Consider the following 17,249-nt stretch of genomic DNA (forward strand, 5'->3'; position numbering starts at 1 on the left):
ATCGGAAAACTTACTTTACTGCAGATTTTTTGATACCGCTACTAAAGCCATATCAAGCAAGAGATGGTGCATCCGGGAGGATTCGAACCTCCGACCGCTCGGTTCGTAGCCGAGTACTCTATCCAGCTGAGCTACGGATGCAAATGGCGGTGAGGCGGGGATTCGAACCCCGGATGCAGCTTTTGACCGCATACTCCCTTAGCAGGGGAGCGCCTTCAGCCTCTCGGCCACCTCACCACACGCCTCTTACGAGTGCTTCGAAGAACTTGTTTATCGCTCATCGTCGCTGCGTGGCGCACATATTACTTTCTGAGACTTATAAGTCAAACAATTTTTCCCACACTTTTATCGTTTGCACACTTCACGCTCAATTAGACTGTAAAAACGTCAAAAAGAGTGTTTTATCAACAGAAAAAATGGCCTATGACAGGCAGGAATGATGTTGAAAAATGGATGTTAACGTTGAATGAACGGGAGTAACGCGAAAAGAAATTGAAGTGAAGGAGAGATTTTGAGGGTGCGTCTCACCGTTAAAGATGAGACGCGGAAAGATTAGTAACTGGACTGCTGGGATTTTTCAGCCTGGATACGCTGGTAGATCTCTTCACGGTGAACAGAAACTTCCTTCGGGGCATTTACGCCAATACGTACCTGGTTGCCCTTTACCCCTAAAACTGTCACGGTGACCTCATCCCCAATCATGAGGGTCTCACCAACTCGACGAGTCAGAATCAGCATTCTTTGCTCCTTGAAAGATTAAAAGAGTCGGGTCTCTCTGTATCCCGGCATTATCCATCATATAACGCCAAAAAGTAAGCAATGACAAACACATTACATGTAAGCAGTCATGGCATTACATTCTGTTAAACCTAAGTTTAGCCGATATACACAACTTCAACCTGACTTTATCGTTGTCGATAGCGTTGATGCGAATGCCGTGGAGCAAGTCCACGGCATTGCCTGACGCTAATATTATTGCAATTTCGCGCTGACCCAGCCTTTCACACTGGCTAACGCTGCAGGTAAGGCCGCAGCATCCGTACCACCGGCTTGCGCCATGTCAGGACGTCCACCACCCTTGCCGCCCACCTGCTGAGCGACCATACCAATCAGTTCCCCTGCTTTCACACGATCTGTGACGTCCTTAGATACGCCTGCAATCAGAGAAACCTTACCTTCGGCTACCGTTGCCAGCACGATAATTGTCGACCCCAGCTGATTTTTTAAATCGTCAACCATGGTACGCAACATCTTCGGCTCAACACCGTTAAGCTCGCTAACCAACAGCTTAACACCATTAACATCAATTGCCTTACTGGAAAGATTTGCACTCTCCTGCGCGGCAGCTTGTTCTTTAAGCTGTTGTAGCTCTTTTTCCAACTGACGCGTACGTTCCAGTACTGAACGAACTTTATCAGCCAGATTATTGCTATCGCCTTTCAGCAGATGCGCAACTTCGCTTAAGCGATCGCTGTCTGCATGAACGGTGGCAATAGCACCTTCTCCGGTTACAGCTTCGATACGACGAACGCCCGCAGCAGTACCCGATTCAGAGATAATACGGAACAGACCGATATCACCGGTGCGGCTGGCGTGAGTACCGCCACACAGCTCTGTGGAGAAATCGCCCATGCTCAGTACACGTACACGTTCATCATACTTCTCGCCAAATAGCGCCATCGCGCCTTTCGCTTTCGCAGCCTCGAGATCCATGATGTTGGTTTCGATCGGCAAGTTACGACGAATCTGTGCGTTAACCAGATCCTCTACGGCACGAATTTCCTCTGGCTTCATCGCTTCATTATGTGAGAAGTCGAAACGCAGCACTTTGTCGTTAACCAGAGAACCTTTCTGCGATACATGAGTCCCCAGAATCTGGCGCAGCGCGGCGTGCATCAAGTGCGTTGCGGAGTGATTCAGACGAATACGAGCGCGACGAGCCTCATCAACATCAGCCTGCACCGCGTCGCCCACTGTCAGAGAACCCGCAGCTAGTTTACCGATGTGACCAATCGCCTGGCCGTATTTCTGAGTATCTTCTACCGCAAAGGAGAAGTTTGCGCCTTTCAGTTCGCCTTTATCGCCAACCTGACCGCCAGATTCTGCATAGAATGGCGTTTGATCCAGCACAACTACCGCTTCCTGGCCTGCATTGATGGCATCAACCGCTTTACCATCAACAAACAGCGCGGTCACTTTGCCGTTCAGTTCCAGATGGTCATAGCCTTTAAATTCAGATGCACTGTCAACACGGATCATTGCGTTGTAATCGGCACCAAAGCCGCTGGCTTCGCGCGCACGACGACGCTGCTCTTCCATTGCTGCTTCAAAACCAGCTTCGTCAACTTTGATGTTGCGCTCACGACAAACGTCAGCCGTCAGGTCAACCGGGAAGCCGTAGGTGTCGTACAGGCGGAAAGTTGTTTCGCCATCCAGCGTATCACCGGAAAGTTTTGCCAGCTCTTCGTCCAGCAGCGCCAGACCACGCTCCAGAGTACGAGCAAACTGCTCTTCTTCAGTCTTCAGCACCTGCTCAACCTGCGCCTGCTGGCGTTTCAGGTCTTCGCCCGCAGAGCCCATAACGTCGATCAGCGGACCAACCAGTTTGTAGAAGAAGGTTTCTTTCGCGCCCAGCATATTACCGTGACGCACCGCGCGACGAATGATACGACGCAGTACATAACCACGGTTTTCGTTGGACGGCATAACACCATCAGCGATCAGGAACGCACAAGAACGAATATGGTCAGCGATTACGCGCAGCGATTTGTTGCTCAAATCGGTTGCGCCAGTGACTTTCGCTACTGCCTGGATCAGCGTGCGGAACAGATCGATGTCATAGTTAGAGTTAACGTGTTGCAGCACCGCAGCAATACGCTCCAGCCCCATACCGGTATCTACAGACGGCTTCGGCAGCGGTTCCATCGTGCCATCTGCCTGGCGGTTGAACTGCATGAAGACGATGTTCCAGATCTCAATGTAGCGGTCGCCGTCTTCTTCCGGGCTTCCCGGAGGGCCACCCCAGATGTGATCACCGTGGTCGTAGAAAATTTCGGTGCACGGGCCGCACGGACCGGTGTCACCCATCTGCCAGAAGTTGTCAGATGCGTATGGCGCACCTTTGTTATCGCCGATGCGAATAATACGTTCGCGCGGGATCCCTACTTCTTTTTCCCAGATTTCGTAGGCTTCGTCGTCGCTTTCATAGACGGTAACCCACAGACGCTCTTTCGGCAGGGAAAACCATTTTTCGCTGGTCAGCAGTTCCCATGCAAACTGAATGGCATCGTGTTTGAAATAGTCGCCGAAGCTGAAGTTGCCCAGCATTTCGAAGAAGGTATGGTGACGTGCGGTGTAACCGACGTTTTCCAGGTCATTGTGTTTACCACCCGCACGCACGCAGCGTTGGGAAGTGGTAGCGCGGGAATAATTACGCTTGTCGAGCCCAAGGAACACATCCTTGAACTGGTTCATCCCGGCGTTGGTAAACAACAAAGTTGGGTCGTTATGGGGGACCAGGGAACTGCTGGCAACTACCTGATGTCCCTTACTATGGAAAAAGTCGAGAAACGCCTGACGGATCTCAGCGGTGCTCTTGCTCATAATTATCCTGAAATCAAGCTAACGAAATATCGCCACCAGCAGCAGCGAGTTAATAACCGCTGGGCTGGTAACTGAAAAGTGGGAATAAGATAAGTTTTCTTGACTGGGAAGTAAAATACCGTATGCGTTCAGTCGGCAAAATTTCGCCAAATCTCCTGGATATCTTCCATCAGATAGCCACGATAGAGCAGAAAACGCTGGATCTTAACTTTTTCTGAAAAGACAGTTGGCAGTGGTTCGCCATATTTTCGCGTCGCCTGATCGCGCGCCAGTTCGCACCAGTCGATGTCACATTCACGCATCGCTTTTTCTGTCGCTTCGCGGGAAATACCTTTCTGATTCAGTTCCTGGCGAATACGCGCTGGTCCATAACCTTTGCGGCTACGGCTGGCGATAAAGCGCGCAACAAATCGGCTGTCATCGAGATAACAATGTTCATGGCACCAGGCAATAACGCGCTCGTAATCTTCCGCCGTGGCATCAATCTCTTCCGGGCCATTTTTGCCCATAATCGGTGCTGCGAGTTTACGTCGCAATTCTTGCTCACTGTGATCGCGTACCGCCAGAATGCGTACTGCACGATCCAACAGGCGAGCATATGCCGGGCGACGGGATGTTGATTCTGTCATGGCATATCCTTAAAACTTAAAAAGCAAAAGGGCCGCAGATGCGGCCCAGAGATTGCTAACAAATTAGCTCACTTATAAATGTAGACACGATCTTCCTCCTCGCCCTTCCAGTTAGCGGGCCAGAGTGAGAATCACTCTTCACGCCAGTGCTGGCCTGTTCCCCTCACCCTAACCCTCTCCCCAAAGGGGCGAGGGGACCGTCCGTGCACACATTATCTATTATCATCAATAACGAACGATTAAAAATCTTCGTTAGTTTCTGCTACGCCTTCGCTGTCATCTACAGAGAAATCCGGCGTTGAGTTCGGGTTGCTCAGCAGCAGCTCACGTACTTTCTTCTCGATCTCTTTCGCGGTTTCCGGGTTGTCTTTCAGCCAGGCAGTCGCATTCGCTTTACCCTGACCGATCTTCTCACCTTTGTAGCTGTACCACGCACCCGCTTTCTCGATCAGCTTCTCTTTCACGCCCAGGTCAACCAGCTCGCCGTAGAAGTTAATACCTTCGCCGTAGAGGATCTGGAATTCAGCCTGTTTAAATGGTGCAGCGATTTTGTTCTTCACCACTTTCACGCGGGTTTCACTACCCACCACGTTTTCGCCCTCTTTCACCGCGCCGATACGACGGATATCGAGACGAACAGAAGCGTAGAATTTCAGCGCATTACCACCGGTTGTGGTTTCCGGGTTACCGAACATCACACCAATTTTCATACGGATCTGGTTAATGAAGATCAGCAGCGTGTTGGACTGTTTCAGGTTACCCGCCAGCTTACGCATCGCCTGGCTCATCATACGTGCCGCAAGACCCATATGAGAGTCGCCGATTTCGCCTTCGATTTCCGCTTTCGGCGTCAGTGCCGCAACGGAGTCAACAACGATAACGTCTACGGCGCCAGAACGTGCCAGCGCGTCACAGATTTCCAGTGCCTGCTCGCCGGTGTCCGGCTGAGAGCACAGCAGATTATCGATATCGACACCCAGTTTACGTGCGTAGACCGGATCCAGCGCGTGTTCAGCATCGATAAACGCACAGGTTTTACCTTCGCGCTGCGCAGCGGCAATAACCTGCAACGTCAGCGTGGTTTTACCGGAAGATTCCGGTCCGTAGATTTCGACGATACGCCCCATCGGCAGACCACCTGCCCCAAGCGCGATATCCAGTGAAAGCGAACCGGTAGAGATGGTTTCCACATCCATAGAACGGTCTTCACCCAGGCGCATGATGGAGCCTTTACCAAATTGTTTCTCAATCTGGCCCAGTGCTGCCGCCAACGCTTTCTGTTTGTTTTCGTCGATAGCCATTTTTACTCCTGTCATGCCGGGTATTACCGGATAGTCAATATATTCTGTTGAAGCAATTATACTGTATGCTCATACAGTATCAAGTATTTTGTAGAAATTGTTGCCACAGCGTCTGCAAGGCATACGCCGTCGCCTGACGACGCACGGCTTCGCGGTCGCCACTGAAGCATTCCCTGCGGGTAATACCTTCGCCGCTGGCTGAGGCAAAAGCAAACCAGACGGTGCCAACAGGTTTCTCTTCGCTGCCGCCGTCTGGCCCAGCGATACCACTAATAGAAACGGCATAATCAGCACGAGCCGCTTTCAGGGCGCCAATTGCCATTTCCACCACGACGGGTTCACTCACCGCGCCATGCTGAGCCAGCGTCTCTTCTCGCACGCCGATCATTTGCGCTTTGGCTTCGTTACTGTAGGTGACAAATCCGCGTTCAAACCAGGCGGAACTACCGGCAATATCGGTAATCACTTTCGCTACCCAGCCGCCGGTACAAGACTCAGCGGTTGTTACGATTGCGCCACGGGCTTTCAGCGCCTGCCCTACCTGCTCGCTTAATTGCATCAGTTCACTGTCAGTCATCACAACCTCTGTCAGTCAAATATTTATGCCGGACAAGATAGCACTTTCCCGTAAAAGATGGGGACGAGCGATTCATTTTACGAGTCGCATTCCGAAATAAGACTGTTACGACCAACCAGTAAAGAAAAAGGCTACCATGCCGCGTTCACATTGATATGTATTCACAGGGAGAGAAAGTAATGGCAACAAAGAAAACGGATAACACCCCACAAAACGTACTCAAACAGACCACGCAAATGCGTATGTGGGTCACCATTGGCGGCGTCAGCGCCCTGGTTGCAGTGGTATGTAAGATTTTATCTTCTGGCTATCTTGAACCTTTCGATTTTGGTCAGGCTGCGTTAGGCGTTGTCTGCCTGGGATATACAGTGTCGCTGTCTAAGAAAATCAAACAATTACGTCAGCAATCTCTTTCAAATAAACAGTAAGATAGCAGAGGGAGGTTTAACCCCCCTCTTGCAAAGAGTTACTGTACGCGCGCCAGCGCCACGGCCTGTCCTAACTGCCAGACCGCCATTGCGTAATGGGTGCTGTGGTTGTAACGGGTGATGGTGTAGAAGTTCGGCAAACCGTACCAGTACTGATACCCCGTCCCGACATCCAGACGCAGCAAGCTGGCCTGCTGATGATTGCCCAGTGGCTGCTGTGGCGTCAGCCCTGCCGCTGCAAGTTGTGAAATGCTGTACTTGGTTTTGAAGCCATTTGGCAAGCCCGGAGCCTGACCATTTGCTATTACAGCGACCTGATCGCCTTTCACCCAGCCATGCGCTTTGAAATAGTTCGCCACGCTGCCAATGGCATCAACCGGATCCCACAGGTTGATATGTCCGTCGCCGCTGAAATCCACGGCGTATTGTTTGTAAGACGACGGCATAAACTGACCGTAGCCCATTGCCCCGGCAAAGGAACCTTTCAGATTGAGCGGATCGTCCTGCTCATCGCGCGCCATCAGCAGGAAAGTTTCCAGCTCGCCAGAGAAATACTCCGCGCGGCGTGGGTAGTTAAATGACAGCGTCGCCAACGCATCGAGGATGCGGGTTTTACCCATCACGCGTCCCCAGCGGGTTTCGACGCCGATAATCCCGACAATAATTTCCGGCGGTACGCCATACACCTGCCACGCGCGATTCAGCGCATCTTCATACTGGTTCCAGAAAACCACGCCGTTCTGCACGTTATCCGGCGTAATAAATTTTTTGCGATAACGCAACCATGCGCCATTCGGGCCTGATGGCGGCTTCACTGATGTGGTTGGTGCCTGGTTATCCATCAGCCGCAGTACCGAATCCAGACGTTTCGCCTGAGAGAGGATTTCCTGCAACTGCTGACGATTGAAGCCGTGTTTGTTCACCATTTTGTCGATGAACTGCTGCGCATTCGGGTTGTTAGCGAAGTCACCGCCCATCTGCATCACATTGTGCTGCGGCTCAAGCAGGAAGCCGCCGGACGGCGTTCCGGTGGTCGTTTCAGTCTCAGTAGGTTTTGGCTTGCTGCTACAGGCGGCAAGCAACACAAAAAGGGGAAGTAATGTTACATAACGACGCTTGACCATGAGGAGTCCATTTAACAGATTCAACCAGGGGCAAGTATGGTAAAGCATCCCGCCCCGCACAAGGAAGCGGTAGTCACTGCCCAATACGGACTTTACATAACACAAATCACCTTCATCGCCATTCTCTTAACTAAACTTTCAAATTAAAATATTTATCTTTCATTTTGCGATCAAAATAACACTTTTAAATCTTTCAATCTGATTAGATTGTGTTGCCGTTTGGTAATAAAACAATAAATTTCAAAGGAGAGAACAATGATAGAAACCATTACTCATGGCGCAGAGTGGTTCATCGGGCTGTTCCAGAAAGGTGGAGAGGTGTTTACCGGGATGGTGACCGGCATTCTTCCGCTGTTGATAAGCCTGCTGGTAATCATGAACGCGCTGATTAATTTTATCGGGCAGCACCGCATTGAACGATTTGCTCAACGTTGCGCCGGCAATCCTGTTTCTCGTTACCTGCTATTACCGTGCATTGGCACGTTTGTCTTTTGTAACCCGATGACCTTAAGTCTGGGTCGTTTTATGCCGGAAAAGTTCAAACCCAGCTATTACGCGGCGGCCTCTTATAGCTGCCACTCAATGAACGGTCTCTTCCCTCATATCAACCCCGGCGAACTGTTTGTTTATCTGGGAATTGCCAGCGGTCTGACGACGCTGAATCTGCCACTTGGCCCACTGGCAGTGAGCTACCTGCTGGTTGGTCTGGTCACCAACTTCTTCCGTGGCTGGGTGACCGACCTGACCACCGCCATTTTTGAGAAAAAGATGGGCATTCAACTTGAACAGAAAGTTCACCTGGCAGGAGCGACATCATGACGCGTATTCGGATCGAAAAAGGAACGGGTGGCTGGGGCGGCCCGCTAGAGCTGGAAGCCACGCCAGGTAAAAAAATCGTCTATATCACCGCCGGAACCCGGCCTGCAATTGTCGACAAACTGGCACAGCTTACTGGCTGGCAGGCTATCGACGGCTTTAAAGAAGGTGAACCTGCGGAAGCGGAAATCGGCGTTGCGGTAATCGACTGCGGCGGCACACTGCGCTGCGGCATCTATCCAAAACGGCATATTCCCACCATTAATATCCACTCGACGGGCAAGTCCGGTCCGCTGGCGCAGTACATAGTGGAAGATATTTATGTCTCTGGCGTGAAAGAAGAAAATATTACTGTGGTCGGAGCTGAAACTCCCCAACCCTCTTCCGTTGGCCGTGATTATGATGCCAGCAAGAAAATCACCGAACAAAGCGATGGTTTACTGGCGAAGGTGGGAATGGGCATGGGGTCTGCCGTTGCCGTGTTGTTCCAGTCCGGGCGCGACACTATCGATACCGTATTAAAAACCATTCTGCCGTTTATGGCGTTCGTCTCGGCGCTCATCGGCATCATTATGGCTTCCGGCCTTGGTGACTGGATTGCTCACGGTCTTGCTCCGCTGGCGAGCCATCCACTGGGGCTGGTTATGCTGGCGCTCATCTGCTCCTTCCCGCTGCTTTCGCCTTTCCTGGGCCCTGGCGCCGTTATCGCGCAGGTTATCGGCGTATTGATTGGTGTGCAGATTGGTCTCGGCAATATTCCGCCGCATCTGGCTTTACCGGCACTGTTTGCCATCAACGCGCAGGCGGCCTGCGACTTTATCCCGGTCGGTTTATCGCTGGCGGAAGCCCGTCAGGACACGGTTCGCGTCGGGGTCCCTTCTGTACTGGTGAGCCGCTTTTTGACCGGCGCACCGACTGTACTGATCGCCTGGTTTGTCTCCGGTTTTATCTATCAATAGAGGCTGAAACATGACCGTTATTTATCAGACCACCATCACCCGTATCGGCGCGAGCGCCACTGACGCTTTCAGCGACCAGATGCTCATCACCTTTCGTGAAGGCGCACCTGCGGATCTCGAAGAATATTGCTTCATCCATTGCCACGGCGAATTGAAAGGTGAACTCCATCCCGGTTTGCAATTTTCTCTCGGCCAGCATCGTTATCCGGTGACCGCCGTTGGCAGCGTGGCGGAAGACAATCTTCGCGAACTGGGTCATGTCACCCTGCGCTTCGATGGTTTAAGCGAAGCGGAATTTCCGGGCACTGTCCATGTGGCAGGCCCTGTACCCGACGATATCGTACCGGGATCGGTTTTGAAGTTTGAATCTATTAAGGAGTAAAAAAATGAATCAGGTTGCCGTTGTCATCGGTGGTGGGCAAACCCTGGGCGCGTTCCTGTGCCACGGTCTGGCTGGCGAGGGGTATCGCGTAGCGGTTGTCGATATTCAGAGCGACAAAGCCGCAAATGTGGCGCAAGAAATTAACGCCGAATATGGTGAAGGAACGGCGTATGGTTTTGGTGCTGACGCTACCAGCGAGCAGAGCGTTCTGGCGCTCTCTCATGGGGTAGATGAAATCTTTGGTCGCGTGGATTTGCTGGTCTACAGCGCCGGAATAGCAAAAGCAGCCTTTATCAGCGACTTCCAGCTCGGCGATTTTGACCGTTCGCTACAGGTGAATCTGGTGGGTTATTTCCTGTGCGCGCGTGAATTTTCGCGTTTGATGATCCGCGACGGGATTCAGGGACGCATTATTCAGATCAACTCGAAATCCGGCAAAGTGGGCAGCAAACACAACTCTGGCTATAGCGCAGCGAAATTTGGTGGCGTCGGGCTGACTCAATCACTGGCACTGGATCTGGCAGAGTACGGCATTACGGTACATTCGCTGATGCTGGGTAACCTGCTGAAATCGCCGATGTTCCAGTCACTGTTGCCGCAATACGCGACCAAACTAGGTATCAAACCGGATCAAGTCGAGCAGTATTACATCGATAAAGTACCGCTCAAACGCGGCTGCGATTATCAGGATGTGCTGAATATGCTGCTGTTCTACGCCAGTCCAAAGGCGTCGTACTGCACCGGACAGTCGATCAATGTCACCGGTGGTCAGGTGATGTTCTGATCAACAGCGGAGATCCCTTAAGGATCTCCGCGAGACTAATAGAATGCCTGATGCGCTACGCTTCTCAGGCCTACAGGACTTCCGCCACTACATTAAGGAGAAGTTATGGTATCCGCACTCATCACCGTCGCCGTTATCGCCTGGTGCGCGCAACTGGCCTTAGGCGGTTGGCAAATTTCTCGTTTTAATCGAGCCTTCGACGCGCTCTGCCAGCAAGGGCGCGTCGGTGTAGGCCGTTCCAGTGGGCGCTTTAAGCCACGGGTCGTGGTCGCCATCGCCCTGGACGATCAGCAGCGCGTCACCGACACCTTGTTTATGAAAGGACTGACCGTTTTCGCCCGACCACAAAAAATTCCCGCAATTAAGGGTATGTATTCTGGTGATTTGAGGCCCGATGTGATCTTTCCCCGTGATCCACTATCACAGAATGCTCTATCATTGGCGCTTAAACTGAAACGTGGATAATTTCGTTGTGAATGTTACTTGCTTGCGAAGTTATCATTTTGAAACCTAAATCAGGTAATCACGCCCATGAAACCTCGTCAGCGTCAGGCCGCCATTCTGGAGTACCTGCAAAAGCAGGGGAAATGCTCGGTTGAAGAATTGGCGCAATACTTTGACACCACAGGCACCACCATTCGCAAAGATCTGGTTATTCTGGAACATGCAGGAACCGTCATCCGTACCTATGGCGGCGTGGTGTTAAATAAAGAGGAATCCGATCCGCCTATCGATCATAAAACGCTCATCAACACCCGCAAGAAAGAGCTGATTGCGGAAGCCGCCGTCAGTTTTATTCATGATGGCGATTCGATCATTCTTGATGCTGGCAGTACCGTGTTGCAGATGGTCCCCATGCTCTCGCGCTTTAATAACATCACGGTGATGACCAACAGCCTGCATATCGTCAACGCGCTATCCGAACTGGATAACGAACAAACCATCCTGATGCCAGGCGGAACATTTCGCAAAAAATCGGCCTCATTTCACGGGCAACTGGCAGAGAATGCCTTCGAGCATTTCACCTTCGATAAATTATTTATGGGCACCGACGGCATCGATCTCAATGCGGGCGTAACCACGTTCAACGAGGTCTATACCGTCAGTAAGGCAATGTGCAATGCCGCGCGCGAAGTGATTTTGATGGCTGACTCATCGAAGTTTGGCCGTAAAAGCCCCAACATAGTTTGCAGTCTTGAAAGCGTCGATAAGCTGATTACCGACGCAGGTATCGATCCGGCGTTTCGTCAGGCGCTGGAAGAGAAAGGGATCGACGTGATCATTACCGGAGAGAGCAATGAGTGAAGCACTACTAAACGCAGGGCGTCAGACGTTAACCCTGGAGTTGCAGGAAGCAAGCCGTTTACCGGAACGTCTGGGCGATGATTTTGTTCGCGCCGCCAATATCATCCTGCACTGCGAAGGCAAAGTGGTGGTTTCGGGAATTGGCAAATCGGGCCACATTGGTAAGAAAATCGCCGCAACGCTTGCCAGTACCGGCACACCGGCTTTTTTTGTCCATCCCGCAGAAGCACTGCACGGCGATCTGGGAATGATTGAAAGCCGCGATGTGATGCTGTTTATCTCTTACTCCGGTGGCGCGAAGGAACTGGATCTGATCATTCCGCGTCTGGAAGATAAATCCATCGCGCTGCTGGCGATGACCGGCAAACCGACATCACCGCTGGGTCTGGCGGCGAAAGCAGTGCTGGATATTTCCGTCGAACGCGAAGCCTGCCCGATGCACCTTGCGCCGACCTCCAGCACTGTGAATACCCTGATGATGGGTGACGCACTAGCGATGGCAGTCATGCAGGCGCGCGGTTTTAATGAAGAAGATTTTGCCCGCTCCCACCCTGCCGGCGCGCTGGGCGCTCGCTTGCTGAATAAAGTACATCATCTGATGCGCCGTGATGACGCCATCCCGCAGGTGGCGTTAACCGCCAGCGTGATGGATGCGATGCTGGAACTCAGCCGCACCGGTCTGGGGCTGGTGGCAGTATGTGACGCTCAACAACAGGTACAAGGCGTCTTTACTGACGGCGATTTACGTCGCTGGCTGGTTGGCGGCGGCGCACTCACCACGCCAGTTAATGAAGCGATGACGACAGGCGGCACCACACTACAGGCGCAAAGTCGCGCCATCGACGCTAAAGAGATCCTGATGAAGCGCAAAATCACTGCCGCACCGGTGGTGGATGAAAACGGCAAACTCACCGGCGCAATTAACCTGCAGGATTTCTATCAGGCCGGGATTATTTAATCCTTCAATCCCAGACGTTTCGCCAGCCGATGCAGGTTGGCGACGTCGGTTTCCAGCATCCGCGCGCAGGCGGCCCAGTTGTTATGATTTTGTGCCAGTGCCTGGCGAATAGTTTCACGCTGGAACGCTTCTGTCGCTTCACGCAGATTTTGCTTAATAACGGGCACCGCCGCCGCTTCTGGCGGCGGCACCGTCACTTCTGGAAAAGCAAAATGTTGCGCCTCGAGAATCACTTCATCGCCGCTGCGGGTCGCTCTCGCCAGCACTACCGCCCGATGAATAGCATGTTCCAGTTCGCGCACGTTCCCCGGAAAACTGTAGTGTTGCAGTAAATTTCGCGCACTGGCGCTTAATACCACGCGGGAAAGCCCCAGCCGCAGGCGGCACTGCTCGCAGAAATACCCCGCCAGCAGAATGACGTCATCGCCCCGCTCACGCAGCGGCGGCACCGAAAGTGGAAACACGCTCAGGCGATGAAACAAGTCGGCGCGGAATCGCCCTGCCAGCACCTCTTCACGCAAGTCGCGGTTAGTCGCCGCCAGTACGCGCACATCGACCCGCAAACTGCGGTCATCGCCAACGCGCTGAATATCGCCATACTGCAACACCCGCAGCAGCTTGGCCTGCAATGCCAACGACAACTCGCCGATCTCATCGAGAAACAGCGTGCCGTTATCCGCCATTTCAAACTTCCCGCTGCGGTTACTGATAGCGCCAGTAAACGCTCCTTTCACATGCCCGAACAGTTCACTTTCCGCCACACTTTCCGGCAGTGCGGCACAGTTGAGATAGACCAGCGGATTCACCGCCCGTGGCGAGGCTTCATGAATCGCTTTCGCCACCAGCTCCTTACCGGTTCCCGTCTCACCGCTGATTAAGACGTTGAGATCGGACGCCGCCACAATCTCAATCTCTTTTTTTAATTGCGTCATACCTGGCGACAGACCGATCATCTGCGTCTGTTTCACCGCTTCAAACGGCGCGGCATCGCCCGGCAGCATATTCTGGCTTTCCAGTTGCTCAATCAGCAACGCATTGCTTAACGCTCCCGCCGCCAGCGCGGCAATCAGGCGTAACTCTTCGTCGCTGAAAACATCGAACTGATCGGGCTGCATCCCGTCGAGCGTCAGTGCGCCGATCAGGTTTTGCCCGGCAAACAACGGCAGACCAACGCAGGCGTGAACCTTCAGACTCTCCTGCCCGGGAATCAAACCGTCATAGGGATCGGGCAATTCGCTGTCTGCGGGAAAGCGCACCACATCACCCGCGCGGGCAATCGCTTCCAGCCGTGGATGACCTTCCAGCGCAAAGCGTCTACCGAGTACATCCTTCGCCAGCCCGTCGATGGCAAGCGGAATAAACTGCCGCGAGTCGTAACGTAGCAACGCAGACGCATCGCACTCCAGCACCTGACGCAGCGTGGTGATCAGGCGCTGAAAACGATCCTGATGACCAATCCCACGCTGCAATTCGATGGCGATATTCGCCAGCACATCAACGGAAAAACTCATCTTTGCCTCACTGTCAATTTGACTATTGATATTGTCATATTGACCATTTTATTGATAGTCATTTTGACTACTCACTAATGAGCATAAATTAATTTATACATTAAAAACAATCAGATAAAAAACTGGCACGCAATCTGCAATTAACAAGACATCTTTTTAGAACACGCTGAATAAATTGAGGTTGCTATGTCTATTGTGGTGAAAAATAACATTCATTGGGTGGGTCAACGTGACTGGGAAGTTCGTGATTTTCACGGCACGGAATATAAAACGCTGCGCGGCAGCAGCTACAACAGCTACCTCATCCGCGAAGAAAAAAACGTGCTGATCGACACCGTCGACCATAAATTCAGCCGCGAATTTGTGCAGAACCTGCGTAATGAAATCGATCTGGCGGATATCGATTACATCGTGATTAACCATGCAGAAGAGGACCACGCCGGGGCGCTGACTGAACTGATGGCGCAAATTCCCGATACGCCGATCTACTGTACAGCCAACGCTATCGACTCGATAAATGGTCATCACCATCATCCGGAGTGGAATTTTAATGTGGTGAAAACTGGCGACACGCTGGATATCGGCAACGGCAAACAGCTCATTTTTGTCGAAACACCAATGCTGCACTGGCCGGACAGCATGATGACTTACCTGACAGGCGACGCGGTGCTGTTCAGTAACGATGCTTTCGGTCAGCACTACTGCGACGAGCATCTGTTCAACGATGAAGTGGATCAGACCGAGCTTTTCGAGCAGTGCCAGCGTTACTACGCCAATATCCTGACGCCGTTCAGCCGCCTGGTAACGCCGAAAATTACCGAGATCCTGGGCTTTAACTTGCCAGTCGATATGATAGCGACCTCTCACGGCGTGGTATGGCGCGATAACCCGACGCAAATTGTCGAGCTGTACCTGAAATGGGCGGCGGATTATCAGGAAGACAGAATCACCATTTTCTACGACACAATGTCGAATAATACCCGCATGATGGCTGACGCTATCGCCCAGGGGATCGCGGAAACCGACCCGCGCGTAGCGGTGAAAATTTTCAACGTCGCCCGAAGCGATAAAAACGAAATCCTGACCAATGTCTTCCGCTCAAAAGGCGTGCTGGTCGGCACTTCGACGATGAATAACGTGATGATGCCGAAAATCGCCGGGCTGGTGGAGGAGATGACCGGATTGCGCTTTCGTAATAAACGCGCCAGTGCTTTCGGCTCTCACGGCTGGAGCGGCGGTGCGGTGGATCGTCTTTCCACGCGCCTGCAGGATGCAGGTTTCGAAATGTCGCTTAGCCTGAAAGCCAAATGGCGACCGGATCAGGACGCTCTGGAGTTATGCCGTGAACACGGTCGTGAAATTGCCCGTCAATGGGCGCTTTCGCCGCTGCCGCAGAACACGGTGAATACGGTGGTTAAAGAAGAAACCTGTGCCACCACGACGGCTGACCTCGGCCCACGGATGCAATGCAGCGTCTGCCAGTGGATTTACGATCCGGCAAAAGGCGAGCCAATGCAGGACGTTGCGCCAGGAACGCCGTGGAGTGAAGTCCCGGATAACTTCCTGTGCCCGGAATGTTCACTCGGCAAAGACGTCTTTGACGAACTGGCATCGGAGGCAAAATGAGCAACGGCATTGTGATCATTGGTTCGGGCTTCGCCGCCCGCCAACTGGTGAAAAATATTCGCAAACAGGACGCCAGTATTCCATTAACCCTGATTGCCGCCGACAGCATGGATGAGTACAACAAACCTGACCTCAGCCATGTGATCAGTCAGGGGCAACGTGCCGACGACCTTACCCGCCAGACGGCAGGTGAATTTGCCGAGCAGTTTAATCTGCGCCTGTTTCCGCACACCTGGGTGACGGATATCGATGCCGAAGCCCATGTGGTGAAAAGTCAGAATAATCAGTGGCAATACGACAAGTTAGTGCTGGCAACCGGTGCCAGCGCCTTTGTCCCGCCAGTGCCCGGGCGTGAGTTAATGCTGACGTTAAATAGTCAGCAAGAGTATCGCGCCTGTGAAACGCAACTGCGGGAAGCGCGGCGCGTATTGATTGTTGGCGGTGGTTTGATTGGTAGCGAACTGGCGATGGATTTTTGTCGTGCAGGCAAAGCGGTCACGCTAATCGACAACGCTGCCAGCATTCTGGCGTCGTTAATGCCACCGGAAGTAAGCAGCCGCTTGCAGCATCGGTTGACGGAGATGGGCGTCCATCTGCTGTTGAAATCTCAGTTGCAGGGGCTGGAAAAAACGGATTCTGGCATTCGGGCAACGCTGGATCGCCAACGCAGCATCGAAGTAGATGCAGTAATTGCCGCCACCGGACTGCGCCCGGAAACCGCCCTGGCACGACGTGCCGGACTGACGATTAATCGCGGCGTTTGCGTCGATAGTTATCTGCAAACCAGTAATGCCGATATTTACGCGCTGGGCGATTGCGCGGAGATTAACGGTCAGGTATTGCCGTTCCTGCAGCCGATTCAACTTAGCGCGATGGTGCTGGCAAAAAATCTTCTCGGCAATAACACGCCGCTGAAACTACCGGCGATGCTGGTGAAAATCAAAACGCCGGAATTACCACTGCATCTGGCAGGGGAAACCCAGCGTCAGGATTTGCGCTGGCAGATTAATACCGAACGCCAGGGAATTGTGGCGCGCGGCGTTGACGATGCCGACCAGCTTCGCGCCTTTGTGGTCAGTGAGGATCGGATGAAAGAGGCGTTCGGATTGTTGAAAACGTTGCCGGTGTAGGTGGGCTACTGTGCCCAAAATGTCGGATGCGACGCTGGCGCGTCTTATCCGACCTACGGGGAGCGCATGTGTAGGCCGGATAAGGCGTTTACGCCGCATCCGGCAATGGTGTCCAA

General features: G+C 52.6%; 17 protein-coding genes and 2 tRNA genes. 10 read left to right on the forward strand and 9 right to left on the reverse strand.

From position 1 onward, the window contains the following. Positions 1–64 precede the first annotated feature (64 nt). The 7 genes from RGV86_RS07400 to pncC all read right to left on the reverse strand — a co-directional run bounded on the left by RGV86_RS07400 (position 65) and on the right by pncC (position 6,110). Positions 65–141 (reverse strand) — tRNA-Arg (locus tag RGV86_RS07400). 3 nt (positions 142–144) lie between these two features. Next, positions 145–237 (reverse strand) — tRNA-Ser (locus tag RGV86_RS07405). Between the two features lie 315 nt (positions 238–552). Continuing rightward, positions 553–738 (reverse strand): carbon storage regulator CsrA, encoded by a 186-nt coding sequence (gene csrA / locus RGV86_RS07410; protein WP_000906486.1) that lies wholly within the window; start codon positions 736–738, stop codon positions 553–555. Between the two features lie 234 nt (positions 739–972). Continuing rightward, positions 973–3,603 (reverse strand): alanine--tRNA ligase, encoded by a 2,631-nt coding sequence (alaS, locus tag RGV86_RS07415; RefSeq protein ID WP_085461066.1) that lies wholly within the window; start codon positions 3,601–3,603, stop codon positions 973–975. 128 nt (positions 3,604–3,731) lie between these two features. Further along, complete coding sequence (gene recX / locus RGV86_RS07420) at positions 3,732–4,232, reverse strand: recombination regulator RecX (RefSeq protein WP_000140499.1); 501 nt, start codon at positions 4,230–4,232, stop codon at positions 3,732–3,734. A gap of 239 nt (positions 4,233–4,471) precedes the next feature. Continuing rightward, entirely contained in the window at positions 4,472–5,533 is a 1,062-nt protein-coding gene (recA, locus tag RGV86_RS07425) for a recombinase RecA (RefSeq protein WP_000963153.1), read from the reverse strand. A 79-nt stretch (positions 5,534–5,612) separates the two neighbouring features. Then, on the reverse strand, positions 5,613–6,110 hold the full coding sequence (gene pncC, locus RGV86_RS07430) for a nicotinamide-nucleotide amidase (RefSeq protein ID WP_010348092.1): 498 nt from the start codon (positions 6,108–6,110) through the stop codon (positions 5,613–5,615). Between the two features lie 179 nt (positions 6,111–6,289). Here pncC and RGV86_RS07435 point away from each other — a divergent pair, with 179 nt between their 5' ends. Further along, the gene (locus RGV86_RS07435) at positions 6,290–6,538 is read left to right on the forward strand and encodes a hypothetical protein (RefSeq protein ID WP_000201681.1); all 249 of its coding nucleotides are present in this window, start codon (positions 6,290–6,292) and stop codon (positions 6,536–6,538) included. A gap of 38 nt (positions 6,539–6,576) precedes the next feature. On the opposite strand, the gene mltB is transcribed toward RGV86_RS07435, so the two are convergent. Next, on the reverse strand, positions 6,577–7,662 hold the full coding sequence (mltB, locus tag RGV86_RS07440; protein ID WP_085461067.1) for a lytic murein transglycosylase B: 1,086 nt from the start codon (positions 7,660–7,662) through the stop codon (positions 6,577–6,579). Between the two features lie 255 nt (positions 7,663–7,917). Between mltB and srlA the strand changes: the two genes are divergently transcribed. The 7 genes from srlA to gutQ all read left to right on the forward strand — a co-directional run bounded on the left by srlA (position 7,918) and on the right by gutQ (position 12,866). After that, positions 7,918–8,481: a PTS glucitol/sorbitol transporter subunit IIC gene (gene srlA / locus RGV86_RS07445; protein WP_000573314.1), complete on the forward strand. Its 564-nt coding sequence runs from the start codon at positions 7,918–7,920 to the stop codon at positions 8,479–8,481. Next, positions 8,478–9,437 (forward strand): PTS glucitol/sorbitol transporter subunit IIB, encoded by a 960-nt coding sequence (srlE, locus tag RGV86_RS07450; protein WP_085461068.1) that lies wholly within the window; start codon positions 8,478–8,480, stop codon positions 9,435–9,437. The genes srlA and srlE overlap by 4 nt, the downstream gene beginning before the upstream one ends. 10 nt (positions 9,438–9,447) lie before the next feature. Then, positions 9,448–9,819, forward strand: coding sequence for a PTS glucitol/sorbitol transporter subunit IIA (gene srlB, locus RGV86_RS07455; RefSeq protein WP_085461069.1), 372 nt, complete (start codon positions 9,448–9,450; stop codon positions 9,817–9,819). A 4-nt stretch (positions 9,820–9,823) separates the two neighbouring features. Then, on the forward strand, positions 9,824–10,603 hold the full coding sequence (gene srlD, locus RGV86_RS07460; RefSeq protein ID WP_085461070.1) for a sorbitol-6-phosphate dehydrogenase: 780 nt from the start codon (positions 9,824–9,826) through the stop codon (positions 10,601–10,603). Positions 10,604–10,708: 105 nt separating this feature from the next. Continuing rightward, positions 10,709–11,068 (forward strand): transcriptional regulator GutM, encoded by a 360-nt coding sequence (gene gutM / locus RGV86_RS07465; RefSeq protein WP_000252899.1) that lies wholly within the window; start codon positions 10,709–10,711, stop codon positions 11,066–11,068. Positions 11,069–11,134: 66 nt separating this feature from the next. Next, positions 11,135–11,908, forward strand: a complete 774-nt coding sequence (srlR, locus tag RGV86_RS07470; protein WP_085461071.1) for a glucitol operon DNA-binding transcriptional repressor SrlR — start codon at positions 11,135–11,137, stop codon at positions 11,906–11,908. Next, entirely contained in the window at positions 11,901–12,866 is a 966-nt protein-coding gene (gutQ, locus tag RGV86_RS07475) for an arabinose-5-phosphate isomerase GutQ (RefSeq protein WP_001287440.1), read from the forward strand. The genes srlR and gutQ overlap by 8 nt, the downstream gene beginning before the upstream one ends. On the opposite strand, the gene norR is transcribed toward gutQ, so the two are convergent. Beyond that, the gene (gene norR / locus RGV86_RS07480; RefSeq protein ID WP_085461072.1) at positions 12,863–14,377 is read right to left on the reverse strand and encodes a nitric oxide reductase transcriptional regulator NorR; all 1,515 of its coding nucleotides are present in this window, start codon (positions 14,375–14,377) and stop codon (positions 12,863–12,865) included. The two genes, gutQ and norR, sit on opposite strands and share 4 nt — an antisense overlap. A 186-nt stretch (positions 14,378–14,563) precedes the next feature. On the opposite strand from norR, the gene norV reads away from it, so the two are divergent. Further along, the gene (norV, locus tag RGV86_RS07485) at positions 14,564–16,003 is read left to right on the forward strand and encodes an anaerobic nitric oxide reductase flavorubredoxin (RefSeq protein ID WP_000029630.1); all 1,440 of its coding nucleotides are present in this window, start codon (positions 14,564–14,566) and stop codon (positions 16,001–16,003) included. Next, entirely contained in the window at positions 16,000–17,133 is a 1,134-nt protein-coding gene (gene norW, locus RGV86_RS07490) for an NADH:flavorubredoxin reductase NorW (protein ID WP_085461073.1), read from the forward strand. The genes norV and norW overlap by 4 nt, the downstream gene beginning before the upstream one ends. The last annotated feature ends 116 nt before the right edge of the window (positions 17,134–17,249 follow it).

The organism is Escherichia ruysiae, from assembly GCF_031323975.1.
Classification (GTDB): domain Bacteria; phylum Pseudomonadota; class Gammaproteobacteria; order Enterobacterales; family Enterobacteriaceae; genus Escherichia; species Escherichia ruysiae.

Bases quoted from the DNA above. Each gene is read 5' to 3' on its own strand.
- csrA (WP_000906486.1), bottom strand. From the start codon at position 738: ATGCTGATTCTGACTCGTCGAGTTGGTGAGACCCTCATGATTGGGGAT.
- alaS (WP_085461066.1), bottom strand. From the start codon at position 3,603: ATGAGCAAGAGCACCGCTGAGATCCGTCAGGCGTTTCTCGACTTTTTC.
- recX (WP_000140499.1), bottom strand. From the start codon at position 4,232: ATGACAGAATCAACATCCCGTCGCCCGGCATATGCTCGCCTGTTGGAT.
- recA (WP_000963153.1), bottom strand. From the start codon at position 5,533: ATGGCTATCGACGAAAACAAACAGAAAGCGTTGGCGGCAGCACTGGGC.
- pncC (WP_010348092.1), bottom strand. From the start codon at position 6,110: ATGACTGACAGTGAACTGATGCAATTAAGCGAGCAGGTAGGGCAGGCG.
- RGV86_RS07435 (WP_000201681.1), top strand. From the start codon at position 6,290: ATGGCAACAAAGAAAACGGATAACACCCCACAAAACGTACTCAAACAG.
- mltB (WP_085461067.1), bottom strand. From the start codon at position 7,662: ATGGTCAAGCGTCGTTATGTAACATTACTTCCCCTTTTTGTGTTGCTT.
- srlA (WP_000573314.1), top strand. From the start codon at position 7,918: ATGATAGAAACCATTACTCATGGCGCAGAGTGGTTCATCGGGCTGTTC.
- srlE (WP_085461068.1), top strand. From the start codon at position 8,478: ATGACGCGTATTCGGATCGAAAAAGGAACGGGTGGCTGGGGCGGCCCG.
- srlB (WP_085461069.1), top strand. From the start codon at position 9,448: ATGACCGTTATTTATCAGACCACCATCACCCGTATCGGCGCGAGCGCC.
- srlD (WP_085461070.1), top strand. From the start codon at position 9,824: ATGAATCAGGTTGCCGTTGTCATCGGTGGTGGGCAAACCCTGGGCGCG.
- gutM (WP_000252899.1), top strand. From the start codon at position 10,709: ATGGTATCCGCACTCATCACCGTCGCCGTTATCGCCTGGTGCGCGCAA.
- srlR (WP_085461071.1), top strand. From the start codon at position 11,135: ATGAAACCTCGTCAGCGTCAGGCCGCCATTCTGGAGTACCTGCAAAAG.
- gutQ (WP_001287440.1), top strand. From the start codon at position 11,901: ATGAGTGAAGCACTACTAAACGCAGGGCGTCAGACGTTAACCCTGGAG.
- norR (WP_085461072.1), bottom strand. From the start codon at position 14,377: ATGAGTTTTTCCGTTGATGTGCTGGCGAATATCGCCATCGAATTGCAG.
- norV (WP_000029630.1), top strand. From the start codon at position 14,564: ATGTCTATTGTGGTGAAAAATAACATTCATTGGGTGGGTCAACGTGAC.
- norW (WP_085461073.1), top strand. From the start codon at position 16,000: ATGAGCAACGGCATTGTGATCATTGGTTCGGGCTTCGCCGCCCGCCAA.